The following is a 25,875-nucleotide window of genomic DNA, read 5'->3' as shown; positions in this document are numbered from 1 at the left end:
GCATTAGAGGGCCAGTTTACGGCGGCTGTACAAGCCGCCCAACAAACCTGTGAGGCATCCGACGAGCAACCCACCGACGTGGGCGGCGTTGGCGATTTCACCGAAGCCGATCACCGAGATCAGCCCCGACAGACAGATCAGCAACCACACCAGCATCATCGCCAGGACTCCGCGAGGCAGGCGATAGGCCGGGTTGGGCGACAGCAACTGATAGATCCAGCAATGCCCGAGCAGGCCGTACAGCACGCCGGACAAGCCACCGAACAGGCTCGGCCCGCTGAACAGGTATTGCGCGTAGTTCGACACCAGGCTGAACAGCAGCGTCAGGCCCAGCAGGTTGATGCTGCCCTGGCGCTGTTCGATGCGCCGCCCCAGCTCCCAGTACCACATGCCGTTCATGGCGATGTGCAGGAAGCCGAAGTGGATCAGCATCGGCGTGACCAGGCGCCACCACTGCCCCGCCGCCAGGCTGTCGGCCAGGGGCGTGAACTGGATGTAGTCGCCAACCACGCGAAATTCCAGAAAGGTCAGCCAACGCAGGGTGCCGAGATTTTCGCCAAGCAGGGTCAGGGCTCCGACGATCAGGCTCAGCAGCAGGATCAGCGCGGTGGCCGGGCTACGGCGCAATTGCTCGACGAACCCCGGACGACGCATGGCGGCGCCGGCCTCGGGGATGTCCAGTTGCTGCTCGGGGTCGCCCGCCGGAAAACGCTCGTACAACGAGCGCACATCCTCGCTGATGGCGTCCGGCACCCAGAGCACCTGCTCCCCCGCTTCCTCGCTGACCCGGTGCGGCACCTGCATGCGCTGCAGCAGTTTGACGAAGCCACTCAGGTCCACATTCAACGGCAGACGCAATACTGCAACCGCACTCATTGCTGCTCCTCCGGCCGCTCGACATAGACCCAGACGAATTTATCCGGGTCCAGGCGGGTTTCCTGGTCCAGGCGATAAGCCACCAGCTTGCCGTAGAGCACCGCGCTGTAATCCAGGCAGGCCAGGTTCGAGCGAATCGGCGCCGGTTTGCCGCTGCGCCAGTAATGGCCGACGAACAGCAACGGCTCATCGACGCCGTAGCGCAGCAGGTTATTTTTCTCCGCCGAGGACAGCGGCGTGCGGGCCACCGGCTCGGGCAGCGCATCGGGCTGGAACACGATGTCGCCGTAGGTCTGCGGGTCGTCTTCCCAGAACTTGGTGCGAAAGAACGAACGGGTCAGGCCATCGCCGCTGGTCATGGTCAAGCCATGGGGCAGGCGCATGTCGGTGCCGCGCAACAGGCGGTCGAACACGTTATTGGCGAAGCTGCCGGGGATCGCCGAGGCCTGGAGGAAGTGCTCGTCGATGCAGCCATCGGGGTATTGCGCCCGCAGCGGCTCGATCAGGCCGGCGTCCCAGCAGGCATGCACCACGCGAAAACGCCCGGCGTCGACGAACAGCGGCATCTTGTAGAACCAGGCGAGGAAATCGTGCCAGTCCTTGGGGTACTGCTCGAATTGCGCCAGGGTCTCGTTGATCAGGCGGGCATGGCGCGGCGTGTGTTCGCGCACGAACTGCCTGCTGCTGCCGGGCGGTGCCGGGGTGACCCAGCCCAGGGCGTTGAACTCATGGTTGCCCATGACGCACAGCGCCTGGCCGGCCTCGACCATGTCGTGGACGATGTGCAAGGCTTCGCGGATCCGTGGGCCGCGGTCGATGATGTCGCCGAGGAACACCGCCATGCGCGATGGATGCCGCCAGACGCCGCCCTGCTTGCGATAACCGAGCTTGTCCAGCAGGTGCTCAAGGGTCATGGCGCAACCGTGCACGTCACCGATCAGGTCGTAGCTACGCGCGGGATCGAGCATCAGTCGCCTCCACCACCCAGTCGACTGCCCCAGCCGAGCTTGGTCCGGCAGACCTCGTAATAGTTGTGGTCCAGCGGGTGGATCAGGCGCAGTTTCTGCGCCTTCTTGCTGACGGTGATGGTGTCACCGGGGGCACAGGTGAAATGGTTCTGCCCGTCGCAGGAAACCTGCGGGTAGATCTGCATATCCTTGGACACGACGATTTTCAGCTCGCTGTTGCCATCGACCACAATCGGCCTTCCCGACAAGGTATGGGGGTACATCGGCACAATCACAATGGCGTCGAGCTTGGGGTGCATGATCGGCCCGCCGGCGGACAAGGCGTAGGCGGTGGAGCCGGTCGGCGTGGCGACGATCAGGCCGTCGGCCTTCTGGCTGCAGACGAACTGACCGTCGATGTAGATCTCGAACTCGATCATCCGCGTCGACTTGCCCGGGTGCAGCACCACATCGTTGAGCGCATCGCCCTGGCCGATGGCTTCGGCGTGACGCCGTACTTCGGCCTGCAGCAGGAAGCGGTTTTCCACCAGGTAGTGGCCATCGAGGACTTCGGCGACCTTGACCTCCAGCTCGTCCGGACGAATGTCGGTGAGGAAGCCCAGGCTGCCGCGGTTGATCCCCAGCACCGGAATGTTGTGGCGCGCCAGGGCACGGGCCGCGCCCAGCAGGCTGCCGTCGCCGCCGACCACGATCACCATGTCGCAGACTTCGCCCAGCAGCTTGCGCGAGGAGGTCTGCAGGCCGTGGCCGGGCAGGACTTCGGCGATGGTGTCTTCGAGGATCACATGCAGGTGGCGGGCGAGCAGAAACTTTTTCAGTCGGCGAACTGTGTCCAGCACCTGCGAACTGCCCAGGCGACCGATAATGCCGATATTGCGAAATTGCTCCATGGGGCTCCTGCAGGGGTTCTGGGACGGGCAAAGCAGAGATTATGGGCGAAAGCCGGCCATAGACAAAATCCTTTCAGCCTCGACGTTAGGCGCTATGCTCGCAGAATGATCCTGTTTCCCGGCTTGCTCGACCTCCCCCGCCAGTTGCGCCACCCCGAAGTGCGCGACCTGGCCTGGGTCATCCTCGCGCCGCCGATGCTCGACGAGACTCCCTGGCCGCAGCGCCATCCACTGGCCGGCAGCGACTGGGTGCAGGCGCCACAGCTGCTGGCGCACTGGCTGCGCCAGCTGGACCAGGACGGCCGCGCCCTGCGCCGCTGGCTGGCCCTCGGGCCGACCAAGCGCCTGGGTCTCTATTACGAACGCCTGTGGCAATTTGCCGTACAGCACGCGCCCGGTGTCGAGCTGCTGGCGGCCAACCTGCCGATCCGTCGCGCCGGCCACACCCTGGGCGAACTGGACATGCTGCTGCGCGATCGCGACGGCATTCACCACCTGGAACTGGCGATCAAGCTCTACCTCGGCCCGCAATCGGGCAACGGCGCGGACACCGCGTTATGGTTGGGCCCCGGCTGCCACGACCGCCTGGACCGCAAGCTGGCGCACCTGAACGAACACCAGTTGCCGATCTCCGCCCGGGCCGACAGCCTGGAAGTGCTGGCGGCCATGGATATCCAGGACTTCAGCGCCCACCTGTGGCTCGGCGGCTACCTGCTCTACCCCTGGCCCGGCACCACGCAACCGCCCCGCGGCGCCCACCCGCAGCACCTGCGCGGACGCTGGCTGCATCAGCGCGACTGGCCGGCCTTTATCGATCAAAGCCCGCCCGGGCGCTGGCAACCCTTGCCGCGCCAGGCCTGGCTGGCGCCAGCGTCCTACCCGGCGGAACAAACCTGGAGCGCCCCCCGGCTGCAAGCCTGGCTGGAGGAGCTCGACCCGCACGCTCCGGCGCAATTGCTGGTGCGCCTGACGGAAAACCGCGCCGGCGATTGGGAAGAAGCCGAACGCCTGTTCCTGGTGGCGGACCTCTGGCCGAACGTCCCCGGAACCAGTTGAGCCTCCGCCTGCCCCCTGTAGGAGCGAGCTTGCTCGCGATAGCGTCATACCTGACACACCACGGTGCCTGCATCGCCAGCAAGCTGGCTCCTACAGGGTGCGCGGTGGACCCTCACATCACCGACAAGCGCACGGCCAGCGCCGCCAGGGTCACCAGCAGCACCGGCAGGGTCAGCACGATGCCAACCTTGAAGTAGCGGCCCCAGCCGATATGAATGTTCTTGCGCTCCAGCACGTGCAGCCAGAGCAAGGTGGCCAGGCTGCCGATCGGGGTGATCTTCGGCCCCAGGTCGCTGCCGATCACGTTGGCGTAGATCATCGCGTCCTTGACCAGGCCGCTGGCCTGGCTGGCGTCGATGGACAGCGCGCCGATCAGCACCGTCGGCAGGTTGTTCATGATCGATGACAAGACCGCGGTCAGCAGCCCGGTGCCCATGGCCGCGCCCCAGATGCCGTAGTCGGCGAAGCGGTCGAGCCAGCCGGCCAGGTGCGTGGTCAGCCCGGCATTACGCAAGCCATACACCACCAGGTACATGCCGAGGGAGAAAATCACGATCTGCCACGGCGCTTCCTTGAGCACCTTGCGCGTGGAAATCTTGTGGCCCCTGGCCGCGATGCCCAGCAGCAGGGCCGCGCACACCGCCGAAATCGCGCTGATGGGAATGCCCAGCGGCTCCAGGGCAAAACACCCCAGCAGCAGGATGACCAGCACCCACCAGCCGGCAACGAAGGTGGCCTTGTCGTGGATCGCGCTGGCCGGCTGTGCCAGCTCTTCGGGGTCGTAGGCCTGCGGAATGTCGCGGCGGAAGAACCACAGCAACACCGCCAGGGTCGCCGCCACGCTGACCAGGTTCACCGGCAGCATCACCGCGGCGTACTGGTTGAAGCCGATGTTGAAGAAGTCCGCGGAAACGATGTTCACCAGGTTCGACACCACCAGCGGCAGGCTCGCGGTATCGGCGATAAACCCGGCGCCCATGACGAACGCCAGGGTCGCCGCCCGGGAGAAACGCAACGCCAGCAGCATGGAAATCACGATCGGCGTGAGAATCAGCGCCGCCCCGTCGTTGGCGAACAGCGCCGACACCAGCGCCCCCAGCAGCACCATGAAGGCAAACAGCTTGCGTCCGCTGCCCTGCCCCCAGCGCGCCACATGCAAGGCGGCCCAAGCGAAAAACCCGGCCTCGTCGAGCAGCAGGCTGATGATGATCAAGGCGACGAAGGTGCCGGTGGCGTTCCAGATGATCTGCCAGACCACCGGGATATCCGTCAGTTGCACCACCCCAAACAGCAGCGCCAGCACCGCACCGAGCACCGCGCTCCAGCCCACGCCGAGGCCCTTGGGTTGCCAGATCACCAGGGTAATGGTCAGCAGGAAAATCAATGAAGCAGTCAGCATGCCAGGCAGCCTTGAACAGAAAGTGAGGTAAAGGGGGAATTCAGCAGCAGCGCACGGGGCGATCGATCATGGTCTGCAGGCGTTGCAGGTCCTCCTGCAGCCAGGGGCTGTTGGCCTCCAGCGTGTCCTGCAGCAGGGTGCTCACCCAGGGTGACAATTGCGGGTGCAGCCGGTAGTAGATCCACTGCCCCTGGCGGCGGTCGGCCAGCAGGCCGCAGCTGCGCAACAGCGCCAGGTGCCGGGAGATCTTCGGCTGGCTCTGGCCCAGGGCGGCGGTCAGCTCGCAGACACACAATTCGCCTTCGCGGGTCACGAGCAAGGCGATACGGCTGCGGGTTTCGTCGGCAAGCGCCTTGAACAGCTCGGCGGGGTTGAGAGAGTCGGACACCAGGGCCACTCCAGGCATTTGGAGCGGCGAATATATGAATATTCAGATATGCGGTAAAGCGCTTTTACCGTGGCGAGTGGAATATTCCATTACCCACGGGAGCCGGCTGGCCGACTCCCGCGGTGCCAGGATCAGGGCTTTTTGTGCTGTTCGACCCACTGGGCATAGGCGTTGATGAAGTTCTGCAGGAACGGCTTGACCGACTCGGACAGCTTGCCCGCCTCGTCGAAGGCCGAGCCCGCGCCGCCCAGGTAGGCTTCCGGCTGCTGCATGCATGGCACATTGAGGAACACCAGGGACTGGCGCAGGTGATGGTTGGCGCCAAAACCGCCGATAGCGCCCGGGGAGGCGCTGATCACTGCCCCTGGCTTGCCGCTCCAGGCGCTCTTGCCGTAGGGGCGCGACCCCACGTCGATGGCGTTTTTCATCGGTGCGGGAACCGAGCGGTTGTATTCCGGAGTGACGAACAGCACGGCGTCGGCTGCTCTCACCTGTTCACGGAAAGTCCTGTAGGCTGCCGGTGGATCCACATCGATGTCTTCGTTGTAGAGCGGCAGGTCGCCGATCTCGACAATATTCAGCCGCAGGTTGGCCGGCGCCAGTTCCGCGAGGGCCAGCGCCACTTTCCGGTTGATCGAGGCCTTTCTCAGGCTGCCCACCAGTACTGCAATCGTGTAGACGTTGCTCATAGCGAATTCCCGACTTCTGGTTGAGGAGGCTGGTAGTTATAGATGATCCACCCTGCCCACAGCCACCCGTCGAAGGAAGTTCCGTGGGCTTTTCCAGGCTTCACGCCAGCTGCAATCAGGGCCGCGGACTATTTTTTTTCCGCCGCTAAACTTAGTTCGCCCAAGCACGGTCTACAGGACCGCAAATTGAGTGTTTTATCTCCAGAGGCTCTAAAGATGGCAGCAGTACTCGTCGGACAATTTCATGCAAGGGACGCGGAAGGCCGTGTCTATTCGGTGCATGAGTTCCAGGAATCCACCCCCTCGCCAGAGGGTATCGCCGGCTCGGAGCCCGTCACCACCTATCGCCTGGCCATTGGCGATCGCGTCAACAAAATGGACGACAACCAGTTCCTCCTCGTGCAATCGGGCATCACCCTCATTCGCGAACCCGAGACCATCCTTCCTTCATAACGTACCGTTATGAGCAGAAGTCATAGGCGCGGACATGGGTTAGGATTCAGTGTGAATCCCCCACCGGCTGGACATGGACTTCAAGCATGCGTTTACGTCATATCGAAGTGATTCAGGCGCTCCTGCAAACCGGACACCTGGGCACGGCCGCCGAGCTGCTGCAATTGCCGGTGGCCGAGGTGGAAACGATCCTGCGCGACGCCGAAAACCAATCGGGTTTCATGCTCTTCGCCAGTGTTCGCGGACGCCTGCAAGCCACCCGCGAGGCCCGCGAGCTACAGCCGGCGATCGCCACCCTGTATGACGCCTTCGAACCCGTGCAACGCCTGGCCGACAGCCTGAAGCAATACCAGGCACCGCCCTTGCGCATCATCGGCACCCCGCCCCTGGCCCAGCAATTGTTGCCGCAGAGCATCGCCGCCCTGCGCCGGCGCTTTCCCGACACCCCGTGCCACCTCGCCAGCCAGGGCACCCGCGATATGATCAAGAGCCTGCTGCTGCGCGAAGGCGACCTGGGCCTGAGCCTGCACCACCCCGACCACCCCGATATCCAGTGCGTGGCCCTGGCCCAGGGCAAGCTGCAATTGCTGGCGCCCCACGGCTGGCTGCAACCGAAGCAGAAGTACATTTCCCTGCAGGACCTGGCGGGCCAGGCCATGGTCGGCCTCGAAGGCCAGGACCCGCTGAGCGTGACCCTCGACAGCAAGCTGCAGAACCTGCGCCCGAGCCCGACGATCCACACCCGGGTACAGACCCACCAGATGATGCGCAGCATGGTCGAGGCCGGCGAAGGCCTGGCGATTGTCGACCCCTTCACCGCCCTGGGTGCGCGCGAAGGCGGGCTGGACGTCTGCCCGCTGTCGCCGCCGATCCCGGTCACCCTCTATGCGCTGACCCGCGGCGGCAGTCCATCCTCGCCCACCCTGGAAGCGCTGCTGGAAACCCTCACGGAAAAGGCTGAAGGGATGCTGGCCGGCTAGGTCCCGGCTTGCCGTGCCAGCTCGTCGTTGAACAGCCGATACCAGAAAATCGCCACCTCGGCCGTGGTCGGATCGATCCCGCGGTAACGCAGGTGATCGATGCCACCGACCACATAACCGCAGCGCTCATACAAGCGGCAGGCCCCCAGGTTGTTGTTCTGGGTCTCGAGCATGATGCCCGGCAGTTTTTTCTTGCGGCTCCAGAACTGCGCCACATCCAGCAGGGCCTTGGCCACCCCGTGGCGCCGCGCCGGCGCATGCACCGCCAGCTCGTCGATATGGGCGTAACCGTTCCAGTTGGTGCTGACCACCACATGGCCAACCGGTTCGTCGTCCAGGTAGGCCATGAACACCGCGCTGTCCGCGGCATCGCGATAGCTGCTGAACTCTTCGGGGTCGATGCCGTAGCACTTGCGGTACGGGGTGATGGGGTGCAACGGCCACTTGGCCACCACCTGCCCGCTCTGTGCCTGGGCATAGGCGCTGACTTCGAAGCTGAAATCGCTGCCCCAGACATACGCGGCGAAACCATCGTCGGCGACGCGCACCGACAGGCCGGGGTACTTGGGATTGATCATTGGCTGCATAGCGGGAAACGTCCTCAAACCTTGATGCAATCGACGGTGTACTGCCGCCCATTGCCTTCGTCTTCATGCTGCAATCCATGCACATCCGCGACAAAGCCGGGAAAGCTGCTATCGAACGTACGGGCGAAAGCCAGGTAATCGATGATCGAGCGGGTCGACTCGGTGAAGCGCTCGCCCGGCATGATCAGGGGAATACCCGGCGGGTATGGCACCAGCATCACCGCCGCCACCCGCCCGGCGAGGGCATCGATGGACACCGCCTCGACCTCGCCCCGCACCAACTGATCGTAGGCGTCGGCGGGCTTCATCGCCACCTCCGGCAGCACGGTGTACATGCGCTTGAGGTGCTTGGCCGTGGCATTGCTGCGGTAGCAGGCATGCAACTGATCGCACAGGTCGCGCAGGCCCATGCCCTGGTAGCGCGCCATGTCCTGCTGGGCGATGCTCGGCAGGCAGGCGGCGAGGCTGACGTTGGCGTCGTAGTTGCGCTTGAACTCCAGCAACTCGGTCAGCAGGGTGCTCCACTTGCCTTTGGTGATACCCATGGAAAACAGCACCAGGAACGAATACAGGCCGGTCTTTTCCACCACCAGCCCGCGCTCCCAGAGAAACTTGCTGACCACCGCCGCCGGGATCCCGCGCTCGCTCAGGGCACCGCCGGCGGTAAGCCCGGGCATCACCAGGGTGACCTTGATCGGGTCCAGCAGCACATAGTCGTCGGTCACCCCGGCGAACCCGTGCCACTCGCCTTCCGGCTCCAGCAGCCAGTCCGCGGTGCTGACCCGGTCGATGCCTTCCACCCGCTCTGGCTGCCAGATGGAAAACCACCAGTCGTCCGCGGCGATGTGCTGGCGCAGGTTGGCCAGGGCCCGGCGGAAGCTCAGGGCCTCGTCGAACATTTCCTGCAACAGCGAGCGCCCCGCCGGCCCCTCCATCATCGCCGAGGCCACGTCCAGCGAGGCGATGATGCTGTATTGCGGCGAGGTGGAGATGTGCATCATGAAGGCTTCGTTGAAGCGGTCGCGATCCAGCTGCCGGGCGCCGCCGTCCTGCACATGGATCATCGAGGCCTGGCTGAAGGCCGCCAGCAGCTTGTGGGTGGAATGGGTGGTGAACACCAGCGGGCTGTCGGCGCTGCGCGAGGTGCCCATGCCGTAACGCCCCTCGAAGAATTCATGGAAGGCCGCATAGGCGTACCAGGCCTCGTCGAAGTGCAGCACCTCGACGCTGTTGCCCAGGCTCTGCTTGATCAGCTCGGCGTTGTAGCAAAGGCCGTCGTAGGTCGAGTTGGTGACCACCGCCAGCTTGACCTTGGGCGGCCGCCCCTGGGTCAGCGGGTTGGCGTCGATCTTGGTCTGGATCGACTCGCGGCTGAATTCGCTCAGGGGGATCGGGCCGATGATCCCCAGTTCGTTGCGCTCCGGGCAGAGGAACAGCGGGATGGCACCGGTCATGATGATCGAGTGCAGCACCGACTTGTGGCAGTTGCGATCCACCAGCACCAGGTCATCGCGACCGACCATGGAGTGCCAGACGATCTTGTTGGCGGTCGAGGTGCCGTTGATCACGAAGAAGGTGTGGTCGGCGCCGAAATTGCGCGCCGCCCGCGCCTCGGCTTCCGCCAGGGGCCCGGTGTGATCGAGCAGCGAACCCAGCTCCGGGACCGACACCGACAGGTCCGAACGCAGGGTGTTCTCACCGAAGAACTGGTGGAACGCCTGCCCCACCGGGCTTTTGCGATAGGCCACGCCACCGCCGTGCCCCGGGGTGTGCCAGGAATAGTTGGAGTCGGCCGTATGTTGCACCAGCGCCTTGAAAAATGGCGGCAACAGGCCATCGAGGTAATTGCGCGCCGCCCGCGCCACCTGGCGCGCCAGGAATGGCACGGTGTCTTCGAACAGGTAAAGAATGCCGCGCAGCTGATTGAGCTCGCTCATGGCGTCGGCCGGGGCGTTTTCCAGGGTCACCTGCTCGCCCAGGGCGAAGATCGGCAGGTTCGGCGCGCGCACCCGGGCCAGGCGGATCAGCTCCACCATGTTCTGCAGCAAGTGGGTGTTTTCCCCGGCGCCTTCGGCGGCGATCAGCATGCAGGCCAAGCCGTGATGGGTCGAGGCCACCAGGCGCCCTTCGGCGTAGTCCACCGCGGAAAAGATGCTGAAGCCTTCCTGCTCCAGTTCCCTGGCGATCCCCCGCACCCGGTCGCCGGCGACAGTGTCGGCCTTGATGTCGCGATGCACGATAAGGACGGGGAATTTCAGGTCTTTGTACATGGCACCAGGCATCCTGAGGCGGCGGACAAGGGTCCGCCAATCACCTCAGGGTAGAAGCTCGGGGGCCGGCGCGTAACCCCGTCAACGACCTCCTGTAACAAAAGGTCGCCCACGAACAACTACTGCTGCTGGGCCTTGGCTTCGGCCAGTTGGGTCCAGAGCGCCGGGGCACCGGCGGATTTGGCGATGATCTCGAGACGCACCTGGTGCTCGGCCAGTTCGGCTTCGCTGGCGCGAATGATCCGCCCGCGCTGGCGATCCGCCGACAGCCGGCGGATTTCGCTGGCGCGGTTGCCCGAGCCTTCGCTGCCGTTGCCGTCCGAGGCGTTGCCGGCCAGGGACAGGCTGGTCTGGCCGCCGGTCATGGTCAGGTAGACGTCGGCGAGAATCTCCGAGTCGAGCAAGGCGCCGTGCAGTTCACGGCCGGAGTTGTCGACGTCATAGCGCTTGCACAAGGCATCGAGGCTGTTGCGCTGGCCGGGGTGGCGTTCCCGGGCCATCAACAGGGTGTCGAGGATGGTGCAGTGCTGGGTGATGTCGGCGCGGTCGTGCCGGCCCATCAGGGCGAATTCGTTGTTGATGAAGCCAACGTCGAACGCCGCGTTGTGGATGATCAGCTGCGCGCCCTGGATGAACTCGAAGAACTCGTCGGCGACTTCGGCGAAGCGCGGCTTGCCCACCAGGAACTCGTTGGTGATGCCGTGGACGCCAATCGCGCCCTCGTCGCTCTCGCGATCCGGCTGCAGGTAGACGTGGAAATGCCGACCGGTCAGGCGCCGTCCGATCAACTCGACGCAACCGATTTCAATGATCCGGTGGCCGTCGGTCACCGGCATGCCGGTGGTTTCGGTATCGAGTACAACAGATCTGTTGGCCATCAGGGGTCAGTTCTCAACGGTGGAAGTCTTTCAAGGCGCGGGATTTTAGCACGCTCTCGCGGCATGGCACGCATGGCGGATTCGCCTGGTCCCGGCGTGCGCAGTTTTTAACAATCATTCGCAAAGCTCATGCAGTTCGCCGCGTGGCGGCTTGTTAGGGTGCCCGCCCCTATTTTCAGCGGACCTCGCCCTGTTATGACCCCCTGCAAAACCCGCCTGACCTTGCTGCTCTGCGCCTGCCTGTTCGCCGACGTCGGCCAGGCCACCAGCCTGGTAATCAGCACCGACATCACCATGAGCCTGGCCTTGAGCACCACCGAAGGCAGTTCGAAAGCCACCAGCTCGTTCAAGGACGACAAACTCGTGCTCGCCGCCCGGACCGATGCCGCGGCCTTTGTCGCCAGCGCCGGCGAGATCCGCGGCGCCCAGCTGGAAGCGGCCATGCGGCACATTCGCCAGACGCTCGGCAACCCAGGGTACTCCGACCTGCAACTGGCCAGCGCCATCCTCACCCTTTGACCGTCACGGAACCGCGCCACTAATTCAGCCCGTGCATTACGCGTTTCTTTAACTGAGCAAGGCCCTTGCGCTACCGTACGGCACATTCAAGCGGGCGGGGGCTGGCACCCGGCCTTGCGCTCATTTCCAGGAAACCGCCCTCCCATGCTCGAGACTCGACAGATGCTCCCACTGCTGCTGGCCGCGGCCTTCATCAGTGGCTGTTCTTCTCTTCCGGCAACCGACAGCGACGCCGGGCCAAGGCCGCTGATCGTCGCCCATCGCGCCGGCGCAGCGGACTTTCCCGAGAACACCCTGCTGGCCATCGACAACGCCCTGCGCAACGGCGTCGACATGCTCTGGCTGACGGTGCAACTGAGCCGCGACGGCGTACCGGTGCTGTATCGACCAGCGGACCTGAGCGCCAATACCCCGGCGTCCGGCGCGGTCAGCGAGAAAACCCTGGCGCAGTTGCAAACACTGAATGCTGGCTGGAACTTCAAGCAGACCGCGGACGATGGCCAGGTGACCTTTCCCTATCGCTCCCAGGCGGCGACCATCCCCTCATTGCAGCAGGCGCTGGCGGCGATCCCCGGCTCGGTGTCGGTCATTCTCGACATGAAGGCCCTGCCCGCCGCTCCCCAGGCCAAGGCGGTCGCCCAGGTGCTGGAGCAACTGCATGCCTGGAACCGGGTGCTGATCTACTCCACCGATGCCAGCTACCAGCAGGCGTTCGCGCACTATCCGCAAGCGCGGCTATTCGAGTCCCGGGACGACACCCGGGATCGACTGGCCAGCGTCGCCCTGGCCCACAGCTGCACGGCACCGCCGGCGCCAGACAGTTGGGTGGCCTTCGAGTACCGGCGCCCGGTGCAGTTGGTCGAGGCCTTCACCCTGGGCGAGGCCCGCTCCAAAGTCGATGCCCGGCTGTGGACGCCCGCCGCGGTGGACTGCTTCCAGTCCCGGGGCAAGGTGCGGATGCTGGCGATCGGGATCAATACGGCCGAGGATTACCAGGCGGCCGCCTGCCTGAAGATGGACGCGGTGCTGGTGGATTCGCCCCGCGCGATGCGGGAAGTGAAGCAGCGGCTCGAACGGCCGCTGCGTTGCAACTGACTACAGGCTCAAAGCATCAGGCCTGCTTGTAACCGCGCACTTCGTCAACGCCGCGGTTGGCCAGTTGGTCGGCCCGTTCGTTGCCATGGTGGCCGGTATGGCCGCGTACCCATTTCCAGGTGACCTGGTGGCGGTTGACCTGCTCATCGAGCTGCTGCCACAGGTCGGCGTTTTTTACCGGTTCCTTGGCCGCGGTTTTCCAGCCGCGCTTTTTCCAGTTGGCCATCCACTCGTTGATGCCCTTCATCACGTACTGCGAGTCGGTGACCAGCACCACCTGGCACTCGCGCTTGAGTTCTTCCAGGCCGCGGATCGCCGCCATCAGCTCCATGCGGTTGTTGGTGGTGTTGGCCTCGCCGCCCCAGAGTTCCTTCTCCACGCCCTTGAACACCAGCAGTGCGCCCCAGCCCCCCGGGCCAGGATTGCCCTTGCAGGCGCCGTCGGTGAAGATTTCTACGCTATCGCTCATGCCAGACTTCCAATCGAAAATACCTGTGGCTTGCCGATCGTCGATCGACAACGCCCAAGCCGGGCAGGTTCGGCCCGGCTGAATTAAAGAGGGGGTTCGCTGTGCCGGCGGTTGACCTTGGCCATCGGCAGCGGCACCAGCTTGCCCATCGGCTCGCGGCGTACCTGGCGCACCGGGCGCAGGCCGACCACTATCTTGCGCGCCACCAGCAGGTAGAAGCCGCCGCCGGACAGTTGCCAGTCCCCGGCCTTGCGCTCCCAGCCGGCCAACCGAGCCTGCCAGGCCGCCGAAGCAAGCGGCGGACGATAGCACCCGAAGCGGCGTTTCTCCAGCGCGAAGCCCAGCAGGTTCAACCAGTCGGCGACCCGCGACGGGGAAATGCAGCGCGCCTTGCGCAAAGCGTCATGGGCGAACACATGCCGCAGGCCCCAGCTGCTCCAGGGATTGATACCGACGATCAACAGGTGCCCGCCCGGTCGCACGGCGCTGGCGGCTTCGCGCAGCAGGCCGTGGGGCGACAGGCAGAAATCCAGGCCGTGCTGCAGTACCACCACATCGGCGGCGTGCTCGCTGAGGGGCCAGGCCTGCTCCTCGCAGACGATCTCGACGCCGGGCAGCGGCGCGCCCAGGCGGACATTGCGCTGCACCTGGGGCGCCGCCGGCGGGGTTTGCGCCGACGGGCCGTAATGCACCAGGTAGCCGCCGAAGAAGCGCCCCAGCTCGTCGTCGAGCATGCGCCGTTCTTCATCCAGCAGAAATTGCCCCAGTGGCCCGGACAGCCACTCACGGGCAGCACTGATCAGGGCCAGCCAGTCAGGATCGGCCTGAGCGAACGCTTTATCGGTCATTGCATTCTCCAACCCGCCAAGAAGTTCTAAGATGCGCCAATGTTTTCCGCTTGGCGACTCCAACGATGATACAGATCAGTGCCCTGCCCGCGTTCACCGATAACTACATCTGGTTGTTACAGGACCACAGCCATCAGCGTTGCGCAGTGGTCGACCCGGGTGACGCCGCACCGGTGCAGGCCTGGCTCGCCGAACATCCGGGCTGGGTGCTGAGCGATATCCTGGTGACCCATCACCACCACGACCATGTCGGCGGTGTCGAACAGCTGAAAAAAGCCAGCGGCGCCAAGGTCTGGGGCCCGGCCAACGAAAACATCCCGGGGCGCGACGTGGCCCTGAACGACAACGACCGGGCCAGCATCCTTGGCTGGGACTTCGACATCTACGCGGTGCCCGGGCATACCCTGGGACATATTGCCTACTACCATCACGGCCTGCTGTTTTGCGGCGACACCCTGTTCGCCGCCGGCTGCGGGCGCCTGTTCGAGGGCACGCCGGAGCAGATGCACCATTCGCTGAGCCGCCTGGCCGCGTTGCCCGCGGACACCCTGGTGTACTGCACTCACGAATACACCTTGAGCAACCTGCGTTTTGCCCAGGCGGTGGAGCCGGATAACCCGGACATCGCCGAGCGCCTGCGCAAAGTCAGCGAACTGCGGGAGAACGGCCGCATGACCCTGCCCTCCACCCTGGCCCTGGAAAAGCTCACCAATCCTTTCCTGCGTACCGGTGAAACATCCGTTAAACAAAAAGCGGACGAACGGAATGGCCTCGATAACCGGGCTCAGAGTGCGGTTTTTGCTGCCTTGCGGGCTTGGAAAGATAAGTTCTAAGCAGGTTGCGGGTTGGTACGAAAATTCTGAATGGTTGACCGCACCGGGTGCGCTTTCTAGAATCGCCCGACATTTTTGCCCGGAACTTACTTCCAGCCAATGTCGTCATCTATTCGTAAATCCATCAATTCAGACGCATTGACGCGGTTGGCTCAAGCCATCGCGGTGGCTGTGTCCGCCACCCTGGCGGGCTGCCAAAGCACGAGCCACGTCCCGCAAACCGACGCTTCGCACACCCAGAATTTCAACGCCCGCATCAAGCAGAAACCCATCTGGCTGAATGAAAAACCCAGCCCGCAATTGCCCCAGGACGTCTGGGCGCGCATGCGCGAAGGTTTCCAGTTGCAGGAAGGCATCGGCGTCAACCCGCGCATCGAACAGCAGCGCCTGTGGTTCGCCAGCAACCCCTCGTTTCTCGAGAATGCCAGCGAACGCGGCAGCCTCTATATCCATTACATCGTCGAACGCCTTGAAGAACGCAACATGCCGCTGGAGCTGGCCCTGCTGCCAGTGATCGAGAGCGCCTACAACCCAATGGCCTATTCCCGGGCCGATGCGGTAGGCCTCTGGCAGTTCATCCCGTCCACCGGGCGTTCCTTCAACCTGCGCCAGACCCGCTTCTACGATGGCCGTCGCGACATTACCGCCTCGACCACTGCGGCCATGGATTACCTGACCCGCCTGCACGACATGTTCAACGGCGACTGGCTGCTGGCCCTGGCGGCCTACAACGCCGGCGAAGGCACGGTCAGCCGGGCCATCGAGCGCAACGAGAAACTCGGCCTGCCCACCGACTACTGGAACCTGCCGCTGCCGTCGGAAACCCAGGCCTACGTGCCCAAGCTGCTGGCCCTGTCCCAGGTGGTGCTGGCGCCGGAAGCCTATGGCGTGAACCTGAACCCGATCGCCAACGAACCCTACTTCCAGGTCGTCGAGATCAACCAGCGCATGGACCTGTCCAAGGTCGCTGCGGTGGCCAATATCGACGAAGACGAGCTGTTCCAGCTCAACCCGGCCTTCAAGCAGCGCACCACCATCGACGGTCCCCAGCACCTGCTGGTGCCGACGTCCAAGGCGCAACTGCTGAGCGCCAGCCTGTCGACCATGAAACCCGAAGAGCTGATCAGCCAGCGTTCGTTCAAGCCGGTGTTCGAGGGTGCCGACAGTCGCGAAATGGCCCAGGCCAAGCGCAACTATCGGGTCAAGCGTGGCGATAACCTGTCGCAGATCGCCAAGGCCAACAAGGTCGACGTCAAGGACCTGCAACGCTGGAACAAGCTCAGCGGCAAGCAGCTCAAGATCGGCCAGACCCTGGTCATGCAGGACACCCGGGCCAAGGCCAGCAGCAAGACCAGCGCCAAGGCTTCCGGCAAGAAGACCCTGGTCGCCCGCGCCGACAAGAAGTCGACCCAGTACAAGGTCAAGCAAGGCGATTCGCTGTACATGGTGGCCAAGCGCTTCAACGTCGAGATGCAGCACCTCAAGCGCTGGAATCCCCGCGCCGGCCAGGCCCTCAAGCCAGGCCAGATGCTGACCGTCTACCTGCCTCACTGATCTGTAGCTCCTGGCGCAGGCCCTCCTGCGCCAGGACGATCGCCGCGACCGTGCCGGTCGTTCGCAGCCTTCGGCAGCGGCTACAAGACTGCCTTGAAATCGCGATGTATCCGACGACTCTTCCGGTGTAGCCGCTGCCGCAGGCTGCGATAGGGCCGCAGGCCCTCCTGCGCCAGGACGATCCCCACGACCGTACCGGTCGATCGCAGCCTTCGGCAGCGGCTACAGATTGCGCTGTATCCAGCGGCGACAAGCAAATGTCGTGGCCATCCCGGGGCGGCCTTTTTCCTGTCGATACAAGCTGTTACTGTACGGAGCACAAAGCCCAAGCCGCCTGGATCGGATCTCTGACTTGATGCGTCCCCTCCTCCTGTCCCTAATCAGTCTGGCCTTGAGCTTTCCCGCAAGCGCAACGATCACTGAAAGTCATGGTTACGCGCAGTTCGGCACGCTCAAGTACCCCGCCAAATTCACCCATTACGACTGGGTCAACCCCGCCGCGCCCAAAGGCGGGACCTTGCGGGTCATGGCGTTTGGCACCTTCGACACCCTCAACCCCTACACCTTCAAGGGCAGCAGCCCGGTTTCCACGCCCAACTTCCTGCAATACGGGGTCAACGAGCTGAACGAGCCGCTGATGGTCGGCACCGGCCAGTACGCGCCGTCCGGCGACGAGCCGACTTCCAGCTACGGCCTGATCGCCCGTTCCGTCGAATACAGCGAAGACCGCAGCTGGGTGGTGTTCAACCTGCGCCCCGAGGCGCGCTTCCACGATGGCCAGCCGATCACCGCCTACGATGTGGCGTTTTCCTATCGGCTGCTGCTCAAGGAAGGCCACCCGCAATACCGCACCAACCTGCAGGAAGTGCAGCGGGTGGACATCCTCGGCCCGCAGCGCATCCGCTTTGTCTTCAAGCGCTCCGGCAACCCGTTGCTGATCCTGCGCCTGGGCGAGTTGCCGGTGCTGCCACAGCACTACTGGAAAGACCGCGATTTCAAGGCCACCACCTTCGAGCCGCCGCTGGGCAGCGGCCCCTACCGCATCACCCGGGTGCAACCGGGGCGCTCGCTGCTGTTCGAGCGGGTCAAGGACTATTGGGGCAAGGACCTGCCGGTCAATCGCGGCTTCAACAATTTCAACAAGGTCGCGGTGGAGTTCTACCGCGACAGCGACGTCGCCTTCGAAGCCTTCAAGGCCGGCGAGTTCGACATCTACATCGAACACCAGGCAAAGAACTGGGCCAACGGCTACAACTTCCCCGCGGTCAATCGCGGCGACATCATCAAGGCCCAGGTGGCGCACCAGATCCCGACCCAGACCCAGGGCCTGTTCATGAACAGCCGCCGGGCGATCTTCGCCGAGCGCAAGGTGCGCGAAGCCCTGGGCCTGATGTTCGATTTCGAGTGGACCAACCGCACCCTGTTCAGCGGCGCCTACAAGCGCGCGACCAGCTACTACCCCAACAGCGAGTTCTCCGCCACGGGCCTGCCGGTCGGCCATGAATGGCTGCTGCTCTCGCCCTACCGCGAGCAGTTGCCCGCCAGCCTGTTCACCCAGCCCTTCAGCCTGCCGCAGACCGACGGCCGCGGCATCCCGCGGGCGACCCTGCGCCGGGCCCTGGGCCTGCTCGCCGAAGCCGGCTGGAAGCTCAACGGCCAGCGCTTGCTCGACAGCAACGGGCAACCGCTGCGCTTCGAGCTGCTGTTGGTCAACCCGAACCTGGAACGGATCCTCCAGCCCTACGTCGAAAACCTGGCCAGCATCGGCATCGACGCGCGCCTGCGCACCGTGGACCGGGCGCAGTACAAGCAGCGCCTGGACCAGTTCGATTTCGACATGATCCTCATGACCCTGAACCAGACCCTGAGCCCGGGCCTGGAGCAATGGCAGTACTTCCACTCCAGCCAGGTCGGGGTCAAGGGCAGCAAGAACTATGCGGGCATCGACAATCCCATCGTCGATCACCTGCTGGAACACCTGCTCGCCGCGCAGAGCCGCGACGAGCAACTGGCCGCCGGTCGGGCCCTGGATCGGGTGCTGCTGTGGCAGCACTACATCATCCCCAACTGGTACCTCAACTATCATCGCCTGGCGTACCGCAACCGGTTCGCCTTCGTCACCACGCCGCCCTACCAACTGGGCCTGAGCGCCTGGTGGCTGAAGTCTCTGGAGAAAGCCCAATGATGCCCCTGCGTGCCCTGCTCCCGTGGGCCGGCGGCGTGCTGCTGGCGGGGATCGCCTGCCTCGCCCAGGCCGCCCCGCAACACGCCCTGACCCTGTACAACGAACCGCCGAAGTACCCGGCGAACTTCAAGCACTTCGCCTACGTCAACCCGGACGCGCCCAAGGGCGGCACCTTCCGCGAGTCCGGCTTCGGCGGCTTCGACAGCCTCAACCCGTTCATCAACAAAGGCGTGCCGGCGGACAATATCGGCCTGATCTACGACACCCTGATGCGCCAGAGCCTGGACGAACCCTTCACCGAATACGGCCTGATCGCCGGGCAGATCGAGAAAGCCCCGGACAACAGCTGGGTGCGTTTCTACCTGCGCCCCGAGGCGCGCTTCCACGACGGCCAGCCGATCCGCGCCGAAGACGTGGTGTTCAGCTTCCAGACCCTGATGCAGGCCGGCGCGCCGATGTACCGCGGCTACTACGCCGATGTCGAGGACGTGATCGCCGAAGACCCGCTCAAGGTGCTGTTCAAGTTCAAGCACAAGAACAACCGCGAGCTGCCGCTGATCCTCGGGCAGCTGTCGATACTGCCCAAGCACTGGTGGGAACACCGCGACTTTTCCAAGGGCAACCTGGAAATCCCCCTCGGCAGCGGCCCGTACAAGGTGGTCGAGGTCAAGGCCGGGCGCTCGGTGCGCTATGAGCGGGTCAAGGATTACTGGGGCAAGGACCTGCCGATCAACCGCGGCCAGTTCAACTTCGACGTCATGGCCACCGACTATTTCCGCGACAACACCGTGGCCCTGGAAGCCCTCAAGGCCGGCCAGTTCGACTACTGGCTGGAAACCAGCGCGAAAAACTGGGCCAACGCCTACAACATCCCGGCCGTGACCGAAGGCCGGCTGATCAAGGAGCAGATCCCCAACGGCAACCCCACCGGCATGCAGGGCTTCGTCTACAACATTCGCCGTCCGCTGTTCCAGGATGTGCGGGTGCGCAAGGCCCTGAGCCTGCTGCTGGACTTCGAGTGGACCAACAAGCAACTGTTCAATGGCGCCTACACCCGCACCCGCAGCTACTTCGAGAACTCGGAAATGGCCGCCACCGGCCTGCCCGACGCCGACGAGTTGCAGATCCTCGAACCGCTGCGCGGCAAGATCCCCGACCAGGTTTTCACTGAAGCCTTCCAGCCCTCGGTGTGCGATGGCAGCGGCATGATCCGCACCCAGCAGCGCCAGGCCTACCAGCTGCTGCAGGAAGCCGGCTGGCGCATCGTCGACGACAAGATGGTCGACGCCCAGGGCAAGCCGGTGGTAATCGAGTTTCTGCTGGCGCAGACCGAGTTCGAGCGCGTGCTGCTGCCGTTCAAGCGCAACCTCGCGGACCTGGGGATCGACCTGGTGATCCGCCGGGTCGACGTTTCCCAGTACATCAACCGCCTGCGCTCGCGGGACTTCGACATGGTGGTCGGCGGCTTCCCGCAATCGAGTTCGCCGGGCAACGAGCAGCGCGAATACTGGAAGTCCTCCAGCGCCGACAACCCCGGCAGCCGCAACTTCATCGGCCTCAAGGACCCGACCATCGACGCCCTGGTGGAAGACCTGATCAATGCCGACTCGCGCAAGAGCCTGGTGGCCCATGCCCGCGCCCTCGACCGGGTGCTGCAATGGGGCTACTACGTGATTCCCAACTGGCACATCAAGACCTGGCGCGTCGCCTATTGGGATCACATAGGCCACCCGAGCGTCCCGCCCAAGTACGACGTCGGCATCCAGACCTGGTGGATCAAGCCCGACGCCAAGCCCGCCGTGACCCTGGACACCCACTCGCAGGCCGCCCCCGACGGCGTGGAGCAATAAGATGCTGGCCTACATTCTGCGGCGACTGCTGCTGATCATCCCCACGCTGTTCGGCATCCTGCTGATCAACTTCGTGATCATCCAGGCCGCGCCCGGCGGCCCGGTGGAACAGATGATCGCCAAGCTCGAGGGTTTCGAAGGCGCCACCAGCCGGATCGCCGGCGGCGGCGCCGAAGTCTCGGTGGCCGGGTCCAGCTACCGCGGGGCCCAGGGCCTGGACCCGGCCCTGGTCAAGGAAATCGAGAAGATGTACGGCTTCGACAAGTCGGCGCCGGAACGCCTGTGGATCATGATCAAGAACTACGCCACCCTGGATTTCGGCGACAGCTTCTTTCGCGACGCCAAGGTGGTCGACCTGATCCGCGAAAAGCTCCCGGTGTCGATCTCCCTGGGGCTGTGGAGCACCCTGATCATGTACCTGGTGTCGATCCCCCTGGGGATCGCCAAGGCCACCCGCCACGGCAGCCACTTCGACGTCTGGACCAGCTCGGCGATCATCGTCGGCTACGCGATCCCGGCGTTCCTGTTCGCCATCCTGCTGATCGTGATGTTCGCCGGCGGCAGTTATTTCGACTGGTTCCCGCTGCGCGGCCTGACCTCGAACAACTTCGACCAGCTGAGCTGGGGCGGCAAGATCCTCGACTACTTCTGGCACCTGGCGCTGCCAGTGACCGCCCTGGTGATCGGCAACTTCGCCACCATGACCCTGCTGACCAAGAACAGCTTCCTCGACGAGATCAACAAGCAGTACGTGGTCACCGCCCGGGCCAAGGGCCTGACCAGGCGCCGCGTGCTGTACGGCCATGTGTTCCGCAACGCCATGCTGCTGGTGATCGCCGGTTTCCCCTCGGCCTTCATCGGCATCTTCTTTACCGGATCCTTGCTGGTGGAGGTGATCTTCTCCCTCGACGGCCTGGGCCTGATGAGCTTCGAGGCGGCGATCAACCGCGATTACCCGGTGGTGTTCGGCACCCTGTTCATCTTCACCCTGCTGGGGCTGGTGGTGAAACTGATCGGCGACCTGACCTACACCCTGGTCGACCCACGCATCGACTTCGAAAGCCGGGAGCATTGAGATGAACCTGTCCCCCCTCAATCGCCGGCGCTTCGAACTGTTCAAGGCCAACAAGCGCGGCTGGTGGTCGCTGTGGCTGTTCCTGATCCTGTTCGGCCTGAGCCTTGGCGCCGAGCTGATCGCCAACGACAAGCCACTGGTGGTGCACTACGACGACGGCTGGTACTTCCCGGCGCTCAAGCGCTACCCGGAAACCACCTTCGGCGGCGAGTTCCCGCTGGAGGCCAACTACAAGAGCCCATACATCCGCGAACTGCTGGCGGCCAAGGACGCCTGGGTGCTGTGGGCGCCGATCCCGTTCAGCTACCAGAGCATCAACTACGACCTGAAGGTCCCGGCCCCCGCGCCGCCCTCGGCGGACAACCTGCTGGGCACCGACGACCAGGGCCGCGACGTGCTGGCGCGGGTGATCTACGGCTTCCGGGTGTCGGTGCTGTTCGCCCTGACCCTGACCATCCTCAGTTCGATCATCGGCGTCATCGCCGGGGCACTGCAGGGCTTCTATGGCGGCTGGGTCGACCTGGCCGGGCAGCGCTTCCTGGAGATCTGGTCCGGGCTGCCGGTGCTCTACCTGCTGATCATCCTCGCCAGCTTCGTGCAGCCGAACTTCTGGTGGCTGCTGGGGATCATGCTGCTGTTCTCCTGGATGAGCCTGGTGGACGTGGTGCGCGCCGAGTTCCTGCGCGGGCGCAACCTGGAATACGTGCGCGCCGCCCGCGCCCTGGGCATGCAGAACGGCGCGATCATGTTCCGCCATATCCTGCCCAACGCCATGGTCTCGACCATGACCTTCATGCCGTTCATCCTCACCGGCGCCATCGGCACCCTGACCGCCCTCGACTTCCTCGGTTTCGGCCTGCCCCCCGGCGCGCCGTCCCTGGGCGAACTGGTGGCCCAGGGTAAATCCAACCTGCAGGCGCCGTGGCTGGGCATCAGCGCCTTTGCCGTGCTGGCGATCATGTTGAGCCTGCTGGTATTTATCGGCGAGTCCGCTCGCGATGCCTTCGACCCGAGGAAATGAGATGAATCAGGACAATCTGATCGAAGTCCGCGACCTCGCCGTCGAATTTGGCGTCGGCGAGCACACGCAACGGGTGGTCGAGGGCATCAGCTTCGACATCAAGCGCGGCGAAACCCTGGCCCTGGTGGGCGAAAGCGGCTCTGGAAAATCGGTGACCGCGCACTCGATCCTGCGCCTCTTGCCCTACCCGCTGGCCCGCCATCCGTCCGGGACCATCCAGTACGCCGGCCAGGACCTGCTGACCCAGAAAGAAAAAACCATCCGGCATATTCGCGGCAACCGCATCGCGATGATCTTCCAGGAGCCGATGACCTCGCTCAACCCGCTGCACAGCATCGAGAAGCAGATCAACGAGGTGCTGGGCCTGCACAAGGGCCTGATCGGCAAGGTCGCCACCCGGCGCACCCTGGAGCTGCTGGAACTGGTGGGCATCCCCGAGCCGCACAAGCGCCTCAAGGCCCTGCCCCACGAGCTGTCCGGCGGCCAGCGGCAACGGGTGATGATCGCCATGGCCCTGGCCAACGAACCGGAACTGCTGATCGCCGACGAGCCGACCACCGCCCTCGACGTCACCGTGCAACTGAAAATCCTCGAACTGCTCAAGGAGCTGCAAGCGCGCCTTGGCATGGCCTTGCTGCTGATCAGCCACGACCTCAACCTGGTCCGGCGCATCGCCCACCGTGTCTGCGTGATGCAGCGCGGCTGCATCGTCGAACAGGCATCCTGCGAAGAACTGTTCCGCGCGCCGCAGCATCCCTACACCCGCGAACTGCTGGCGGCCGAGCCCAGCGGCAAGCCAGCGAGCAATGTGGTCGGCCCGCCGCTGTTGCAGGTCGAGGACCTGAAGGTCTGGTTCCCGATCAAGAAAGGCCTGCTGCGCCACACCGTCGACCATGTGAAGGCGGTGGACGGCATCAACTTCAGCCTGCCCCAGGGCCAGACCCTGGGCATCGTCGGCGAAAGCGGCTCGGGCAAATCCACCCTGGGCCTGGCAATCCTGCGCCTGATCGGTAGCAAGGGCGCCATCCGCTTCGAAGGCCAGCAACTGGACGGCCTGTCGCAGCAGCAGGTGCGGCCGTTGCGCCGGGAGATGCAGGTGGTGTTCCAGGACCCCTTCGGTAGCCTCAGCCCGCGCATGTGCGTGAGCCAGATCGTCGGCGAAGGCCTGCGCATCCACAAGATCGGCAGCGCCGCCGAGCAGGAACAGGCGATCATCGAAGCGCTCAAGGAAGTGGGGCTGGACCCGGAAACCCGGCACCGCTACCCCCACGAGTTCTCCGGTGGCCAGCGCCAGCGCATCGCCATCGCCCGCGCCCTGGTGCTCAAGCCGGCGCTGATCCTGCTGGACGAGCCGACCTCGGCCCTCGACCGCACCGTGCAACGCCAGGTGGTGGAGCTGCTGCGCAAGCTGCAGGCCAAGTACAACCTGACCTACCTGTTCATCAGCCACGACCTGGCGGTGGTCAAGGCCCTGAGCCACCAGTTGATGGTGGTCAAGCATGGCCAGGTGGTGGAGCAAGGCGACGCACAGCACATCTTCGCCGCGCCGCAGCATCCCTACACCCGGCAGTTGCTGGAAGCCGCGTTCCTGGTGCCCACCGCCGAGTGACCAGCACAGGATAAAAAACCGCCCTTGGGCGGTTTTTTATCGGCTGGACCTTCTCCCCGTCCAGCCCACACAGCCGTTTGACGAAAACCTCCGTGGATCGGCGGCTACCCCTTTACCTGCGGCCCGAGGCCGGCCTGCTCATGGACTTGTCGGCATCCGCCAGCAAGGTTTCCACATCGACCGGCCGGGCCGGATCGAACTCGATCTGGCCGATGCTGAAGCAGATGTCATAAATGCACTGCTGGGTGGTGGTGCGCTCGTCGAGGATGGCCTGCAGGCGGGCGATGATCGCCAGCTTTTCCATCCGTTCCGAGCCGGTCAGCAGCACCGCGAAACGCTGGAACTCCAGGTGCCCGACCACGTCGCTTTCGCGAAAGGCGATGCGCAGGCCGTCGGCGAAGGTCTTGAGCGCCGCCTCTCCTTCTTCCGACCCATAAGCGCGGGCGATACGGTAGATATCGTCAAGATCGAACAGCAGCAAGGTCGCCGGGCAGTTCAGGTCCTTGCAGGCCTGCAGCGCATCGCCGGCCAGCACCGCAAAGCCGTGGGGGTTGGGCAGCAGGGTCAGTTTATCGAGGTTGGCTACCTGCACCGCGGCCAGCTCCTGCTCGGCCCGACGGTTCTGATCGCGCAACAGTTGCCGGGACGGGTCGTCCGCCTCCGGGGCTGGCACCGGGTTCGGTGCCTGGACAGGCTTGTCTGGGGAAAACATCGCACACTCCATTGGCGGGTATCACCTATAGAGCTTAGTTGCCGGGGCCTGCGACTGCCCCGCAACCAGCCCTCGCTGGGGGCTCCTGGCGTCAACTTCCGACCGCCGGACAGGGTCCGCCCGCCTCGGCCCAGCGCTTGAACTGGCTGACGAACACGTCGTGGGGCACAGGTACCGGCGCGCGATTGCCACCGGGATTCCAGCCCCAGAGCACCAGCTTGTCTTCGCTGACATGCTTGATCAGCGCGGCAAAGTCGCGATCGCCGTTGCTGGCCTTGTCCTTGATCATCTGGCACAGGCGGTCGGCCGGCAGGCCGATCCAGGCCATCTTGTGCGCCGCCGGCGGCAGGCTCCAGTGCGGTGCCCCCGGTGGCGTATGCGGGCCGTAGCTGTCCGGCGGGTTGCTTGCGCCATGGCAGGCGGCGCACGGCAGCCCCGCCGCGCCCTTGCCGTCCAGGCCACGGACCACGGCCATGGCATGGGGCGTGCCGGCGTCGAACTGCAAGGGCGCATCCCCGGGAATGTGGCAGTTCTGGCAGCGCGGGCTCTGGAATACCTTCTGCACCGTCGCGAATGCCGCCAGCGCCGGTTCATCGGCGGCGAACAGGTCCGAGGCATAACCGCCCAGGCCGATCAGGATCAGCGAGCCGAGGAGCAGGTGGCGTTTCATC

The 25,875-nt window shown here is 64.5% G+C and carries 25 protein-coding genes; 12 read left to right on the top strand and 13 right to left on the bottom strand.

Annotation, left to right across the window (positions count from 1 at the left end; genetic code table 11):
* Window positions 1-3 precede the first annotated feature (3 nt).
* From BMY68_RS05800 to BMY68_RS05790, 3 genes are read right to left on the bottom strand one after another with little or no spacing between them, the layout of a single operon-like run.
* Window positions 4-876, bottom strand: a complete 873-nt coding sequence (locus tag BMY68_RS05800; protein WP_007920906.1) for a rhomboid family intramembrane serine protease — start codon at window positions 874-876, stop codon at window positions 4-6.
* Window positions 873-1,844 (bottom strand): metallophosphoesterase, encoded by a 972-nt coding sequence (locus BMY68_RS05795; RefSeq protein WP_085531081.1) that lies wholly within the window; start codon window positions 1,842-1,844, stop codon window positions 873-875. Before BMY68_RS05795 ends, BMY68_RS05800 begins: the two co-directional genes overlap by 4 nt.
* Complete coding sequence (locus BMY68_RS05790) at window positions 1,844-2,734, bottom strand: NAD(+) kinase (RefSeq protein ID WP_007920913.1); 891 nt, start codon at window positions 2,732-2,734, stop codon at window positions 1,844-1,846. The genes BMY68_RS05795 and BMY68_RS05790 overlap by 1 nt, the downstream gene beginning before the upstream one ends.
* Before the next feature lie 105 nt (window positions 2,735-2,839).
* On the opposite strand from BMY68_RS05790, the gene BMY68_RS05785 reads away from it, so the two are divergent.
* Window positions 2,840-3,790: a DUF1853 family protein gene (locus BMY68_RS05785; RefSeq protein ID WP_085531083.1), complete on the top strand. Its 951-nt coding sequence runs from the start codon at window positions 2,840-2,842 to the stop codon at window positions 3,788-3,790.
* Window positions 3,791-3,902: 112 nt separating this feature from the next.
* Here the strand turns inward: BMY68_RS05785 and BMY68_RS05780 are convergent, their stop codons facing one another.
* From BMY68_RS05780 to BMY68_RS05770, 3 genes are all read right to left on the bottom strand, one after another.
* The gene (locus tag BMY68_RS05780) at window positions 3,903-5,189 is read right to left on the bottom strand and encodes an arsenic transporter (protein ID WP_009043603.1); all 1,287 of its coding nucleotides are present in this window, start codon (window positions 5,187-5,189) and stop codon (window positions 3,903-3,905) included.
* Window positions 5,190-5,229: 40 nt separating this feature from the next.
* Window positions 5,230-5,577 carry a metalloregulator ArsR/SmtB family transcription factor gene (locus BMY68_RS05775; protein ID WP_009043602.1) on the bottom strand — a complete coding sequence of 116 codons (348 nt, stop codon included), beginning with the start codon at window positions 5,575-5,577 and terminating at the stop codon, window positions 5,230-5,232.
* A 131-nt stretch (window positions 5,578-5,708) separates the two neighbouring features.
* Complete coding sequence (locus tag BMY68_RS05770) at window positions 5,709-6,266, bottom strand: NADPH-dependent FMN reductase (RefSeq protein ID WP_062825701.1); 558 nt, start codon at window positions 6,264-6,266, stop codon at window positions 5,709-5,711.
* Between the two features lie 216 nt (window positions 6,267-6,482).
* On the opposite strand from BMY68_RS05770, the gene BMY68_RS05765 reads away from it, so the two are divergent.
* Together BMY68_RS05765 and BMY68_RS05760 are read left to right on the top strand one after the other, a co-directional pair.
* Window positions 6,483-6,719, top strand: coding sequence for a hypothetical protein (locus BMY68_RS05765; RefSeq protein ID WP_025809195.1), 237 nt, complete (start codon window positions 6,483-6,485; stop codon window positions 6,717-6,719).
* An 86-nt stretch (window positions 6,720-6,805) separates the two neighbouring features.
* A complete protein-coding gene (locus tag BMY68_RS05760; RefSeq protein ID WP_085531085.1) occupies window positions 6,806-7,699 on the top strand; it encodes a LysR substrate-binding domain-containing protein in 894 nt (297 codons plus the stop codon).
* Here the strand turns inward: BMY68_RS05760 and BMY68_RS05755 are convergent.
* From BMY68_RS05755 to dnaQ, 3 genes are all read right to left on the bottom strand, one after another.
* Entirely contained in the window at window positions 7,696-8,286 is a 591-nt protein-coding gene (locus tag BMY68_RS05755) for a GNAT family N-acetyltransferase (protein ID WP_062825699.1), read from the bottom strand. The genes BMY68_RS05760 and BMY68_RS05755 overlap by 4 nt on opposite strands.
* Window positions 8,287-8,300: 14 nt before the next feature.
* Window positions 8,301-10,556 (bottom strand): Orn/Lys/Arg family decarboxylase, encoded by a 2,256-nt coding sequence (locus BMY68_RS05750; protein WP_085531087.1) that lies wholly within the window; start codon window positions 10,554-10,556, stop codon window positions 8,301-8,303.
* A 119-nt stretch (window positions 10,557-10,675) separates the two neighbouring features.
* Window positions 10,676-11,434, bottom strand: coding sequence for a DNA polymerase III subunit epsilon (gene dnaQ / locus BMY68_RS05745; protein ID WP_085531089.1), 759 nt, complete (start codon window positions 11,432-11,434; stop codon window positions 10,676-10,678).
* Window positions 11,435-11,629: 195 nt separating this feature from the next.
* On the opposite strand from dnaQ, the gene BMY68_RS05740 reads away from it, so the two are divergent.
* Window positions 11,630-11,953 carry a DUF2388 domain-containing protein gene (locus BMY68_RS05740; RefSeq protein WP_062825696.1) on the top strand — a complete coding sequence of 108 codons (324 nt, stop codon included), beginning with the start codon at window positions 11,630-11,632 and terminating at the stop codon, window positions 11,951-11,953.
* Window positions 11,954-12,097: 144 nt separating this feature from the next.
* Complete coding sequence (locus BMY68_RS05735) at window positions 12,098-13,048, top strand: glycerophosphodiester phosphodiesterase family protein (protein ID WP_085531091.1); 951 nt, start codon at window positions 12,098-12,100, stop codon at window positions 13,046-13,048.
* A 16-nt stretch (window positions 13,049-13,064) separates the two neighbouring features.
* On the opposite strand, the gene rnhA is transcribed toward BMY68_RS05735, so the two are convergent.
* Window positions 13,065-13,517 carry a ribonuclease HI gene (rnhA, locus tag BMY68_RS05730; protein ID WP_007920943.1) on the bottom strand — a complete coding sequence of 151 codons (453 nt, stop codon included), beginning with the start codon at window positions 13,515-13,517 and terminating at the stop codon, window positions 13,065-13,067.
* An 83-nt stretch (window positions 13,518-13,600) separates the two neighbouring features.
* Window positions 13,601-14,365, bottom strand: coding sequence for a class I SAM-dependent methyltransferase (locus BMY68_RS05725; protein WP_009043593.1), 765 nt, complete (start codon window positions 14,363-14,365; stop codon window positions 13,601-13,603).
* Window positions 14,366-14,430: 65 nt separating this feature from the next.
* On the opposite strand from BMY68_RS05725, the gene gloB reads away from it, so the two are divergent.
* The 7 genes from gloB to BMY68_RS05690 all read left to right on the top strand — a co-directional run bounded on the left by gloB (window position 14,431) and on the right by BMY68_RS05690 (window position 24,492).
* Window positions 14,431-15,198, top strand: coding sequence for a hydroxyacylglutathione hydrolase (gloB, locus tag BMY68_RS05720; RefSeq protein WP_053260919.1), 768 nt, complete (start codon window positions 14,431-14,433; stop codon window positions 15,196-15,198).
* Window positions 15,199-15,297: 99 nt separating this feature from the next.
* A complete protein-coding gene (locus BMY68_RS05715) occupies window positions 15,298-16,752 on the top strand; it encodes a transglycosylase SLT domain-containing protein (RefSeq protein ID WP_085531093.1) in 1,455 nt (484 codons plus the stop codon).
* Window positions 16,753-17,107: 355 nt separating this feature from the next.
* On the top strand, window positions 17,108-18,937 hold the full coding sequence (locus BMY68_RS05710; RefSeq protein WP_085531095.1) for an extracellular solute-binding protein: 1,830 nt from the start codon (window positions 17,108-17,110) through the stop codon (window positions 18,935-18,937).
* Window positions 18,934-20,787, top strand: a complete 1,854-nt coding sequence (locus tag BMY68_RS05705) for an extracellular solute-binding protein (protein WP_085531096.1) — start codon at window positions 18,934-18,936, stop codon at window positions 20,785-20,787. Before BMY68_RS05710 ends, BMY68_RS05705 begins: the two co-directional genes overlap by 4 nt.
* 1 nt (window position 20,788) lies before the next feature.
* The gene (locus BMY68_RS05700) at window positions 20,789-21,862 is read left to right on the top strand and encodes a microcin C ABC transporter permease YejB (RefSeq protein WP_007920957.1); all 1,074 of its coding nucleotides are present in this window, start codon (window positions 20,789-20,791) and stop codon (window positions 21,860-21,862) included.
* Window position 21,863: 1 nt separating this feature from the next.
* Window positions 21,864-22,883, top strand: coding sequence for an ABC transporter permease (locus BMY68_RS05695; protein ID WP_085531098.1), 1,020 nt, complete (start codon window positions 21,864-21,866; stop codon window positions 22,881-22,883).
* Between the two features lies 1 nt (window position 22,884).
* Window positions 22,885-24,492 (top strand): ABC transporter ATP-binding protein, encoded by a 1,608-nt coding sequence (locus BMY68_RS05690; RefSeq protein WP_062825692.1) that lies wholly within the window; start codon window positions 22,885-22,887, stop codon window positions 24,490-24,492.
* Window positions 24,493-24,604: 112 nt separating this feature from the next.
* Here the strand turns inward: BMY68_RS05690 and BMY68_RS05685 are convergent, their stop codons facing one another.
* The gene (locus BMY68_RS05685; RefSeq protein ID WP_085531100.1) at window positions 24,605-25,204 is read right to left on the bottom strand and encodes a GGDEF domain-containing protein; all 600 of its coding nucleotides are present in this window, start codon (window positions 25,202-25,204) and stop codon (window positions 24,605-24,607) included.
* A gap of 91 nt (window positions 25,205-25,295) precedes the next feature.
* Window positions 25,296-25,874, bottom strand: coding sequence for a hypothetical protein (locus BMY68_RS05680; protein ID WP_085531102.1), 579 nt, complete (start codon window positions 25,872-25,874; stop codon window positions 25,296-25,298).
* Window position 25,875: the final 1 nt, after the last annotated feature.

The sequence above is a fragment of the Pseudomonas sp. NFACC41-3 genome, assembly GCF_900109505.1.
Classification (GTDB): domain Bacteria; phylum Pseudomonadota; class Gammaproteobacteria; order Pseudomonadales; family Pseudomonadaceae; genus Aquipseudomonas; species Aquipseudomonas chlororaphis.
The sequence above is the reverse complement of the archived record's forward strand: the minus strand, read 5'-3'. Positions and strand labels throughout refer to the sequence as shown.

What these genes read in the sequence shown, in the direction of transcription:
- BMY68_RS05800 (WP_007920906.1), bottom strand. Translation starts at nt 876, where the DNA reads ATGAGTGCGGTTGCAGTATTGCGTCTGCCGTTGAATGTGGACCTGAGT.
- BMY68_RS05795 (WP_085531081.1), bottom strand. Translation starts at nt 1,844, where the DNA reads ATGCTCGATCCCGCGCGTAGCTACGACCTGATCGGTGACGTGCACGGT.
- BMY68_RS05790 (WP_007920913.1), bottom strand. Translation starts at nt 2,734, where the DNA reads ATGGAGCAATTTCGCAATATCGGCATTATCGGTCGCCTGGGCAGTTCG.
- BMY68_RS05785 (WP_085531083.1), top strand. Translation starts at nt 2,840, where the DNA reads ATGATCCTGTTTCCCGGCTTGCTCGACCTCCCCCGCCAGTTGCGCCAC.
- BMY68_RS05780 (WP_009043603.1), bottom strand. Translation starts at nt 5,189, where the DNA reads ATGCTGACTGCTTCATTGATTTTCCTGCTGACCATTACCCTGGTGATC.
- BMY68_RS05770 (WP_062825701.1), bottom strand. Translation starts at nt 6,266, where the DNA reads ATGAGCAACGTCTACACGATTGCAGTACTGGTGGGCAGCCTGAGAAAG.
- BMY68_RS05765 (WP_025809195.1), top strand. Translation starts at nt 6,483, where the DNA reads ATGGCAGCAGTACTCGTCGGACAATTTCATGCAAGGGACGCGGAAGGC.
- BMY68_RS05760 (WP_085531085.1), top strand. Translation starts at nt 6,806, where the DNA reads ATGCGTTTACGTCATATCGAAGTGATTCAGGCGCTCCTGCAAACCGGA.
- BMY68_RS05755 (WP_062825699.1), bottom strand. Translation starts at nt 8,286, where the DNA reads ATGCAGCCAATGATCAATCCCAAGTACCCCGGCCTGTCGGTGCGCGTC.
- BMY68_RS05750 (WP_085531087.1), bottom strand. Translation starts at nt 10,556, where the DNA reads ATGTACAAAGACCTGAAATTCCCCGTCCTTATCGTGCATCGCGACATC.
- dnaQ (WP_085531089.1), bottom strand. Translation starts at nt 11,434, where the DNA reads ATGGCCAACAGATCTGTTGTACTCGATACCGAAACCACCGGCATGCCG.
- BMY68_RS05740 (WP_062825696.1), top strand. Translation starts at nt 11,630, where the DNA reads ATGACCCCCTGCAAAACCCGCCTGACCTTGCTGCTCTGCGCCTGCCTG.
- BMY68_RS05735 (WP_085531091.1), top strand. Translation starts at nt 12,098, where the DNA reads ATGCTCGAGACTCGACAGATGCTCCCACTGCTGCTGGCCGCGGCCTTC.
- rnhA (WP_007920943.1), bottom strand. Translation starts at nt 13,517, where the DNA reads ATGAGCGATAGCGTAGAAATCTTCACCGACGGCGCCTGCAAGGGCAAT.
- BMY68_RS05725 (WP_009043593.1), bottom strand. Translation starts at nt 14,365, where the DNA reads ATGACCGATAAAGCGTTCGCTCAGGCCGATCCTGACTGGCTGGCCCTG.
- gloB (WP_053260919.1), top strand. Translation starts at nt 14,431, where the DNA reads ATGATACAGATCAGTGCCCTGCCCGCGTTCACCGATAACTACATCTGG.
- BMY68_RS05715 (WP_085531093.1), top strand. Translation starts at nt 15,298, where the DNA reads ATGTCGTCATCTATTCGTAAATCCATCAATTCAGACGCATTGACGCGG.
- BMY68_RS05710 (WP_085531095.1), top strand. Translation starts at nt 17,108, where the DNA reads ATGCGTCCCCTCCTCCTGTCCCTAATCAGTCTGGCCTTGAGCTTTCCC.
- BMY68_RS05705 (WP_085531096.1), top strand. Translation starts at nt 18,934, where the DNA reads ATGATGCCCCTGCGTGCCCTGCTCCCGTGGGCCGGCGGCGTGCTGCTG.
- BMY68_RS05700 (WP_007920957.1), top strand. Translation starts at nt 20,789, where the DNA reads ATGCTGGCCTACATTCTGCGGCGACTGCTGCTGATCATCCCCACGCTG.
- BMY68_RS05695 (WP_085531098.1), top strand. Translation starts at nt 21,864, where the DNA reads ATGAACCTGTCCCCCCTCAATCGCCGGCGCTTCGAACTGTTCAAGGCC.
- BMY68_RS05690 (WP_062825692.1), top strand. Translation starts at nt 22,885, where the DNA reads ATGAATCAGGACAATCTGATCGAAGTCCGCGACCTCGCCGTCGAATTT.
- BMY68_RS05685 (WP_085531100.1), bottom strand. Translation starts at nt 25,204, where the DNA reads ATGTTTTCCCCAGACAAGCCTGTCCAGGCACCGAACCCGGTGCCAGCC.
- BMY68_RS05680 (WP_085531102.1), bottom strand. Translation starts at nt 25,874, where the DNA reads ATGAAACGCCACCTGCTCCTCGGCTCGCTGATCCTGATCGGCCTGGGC.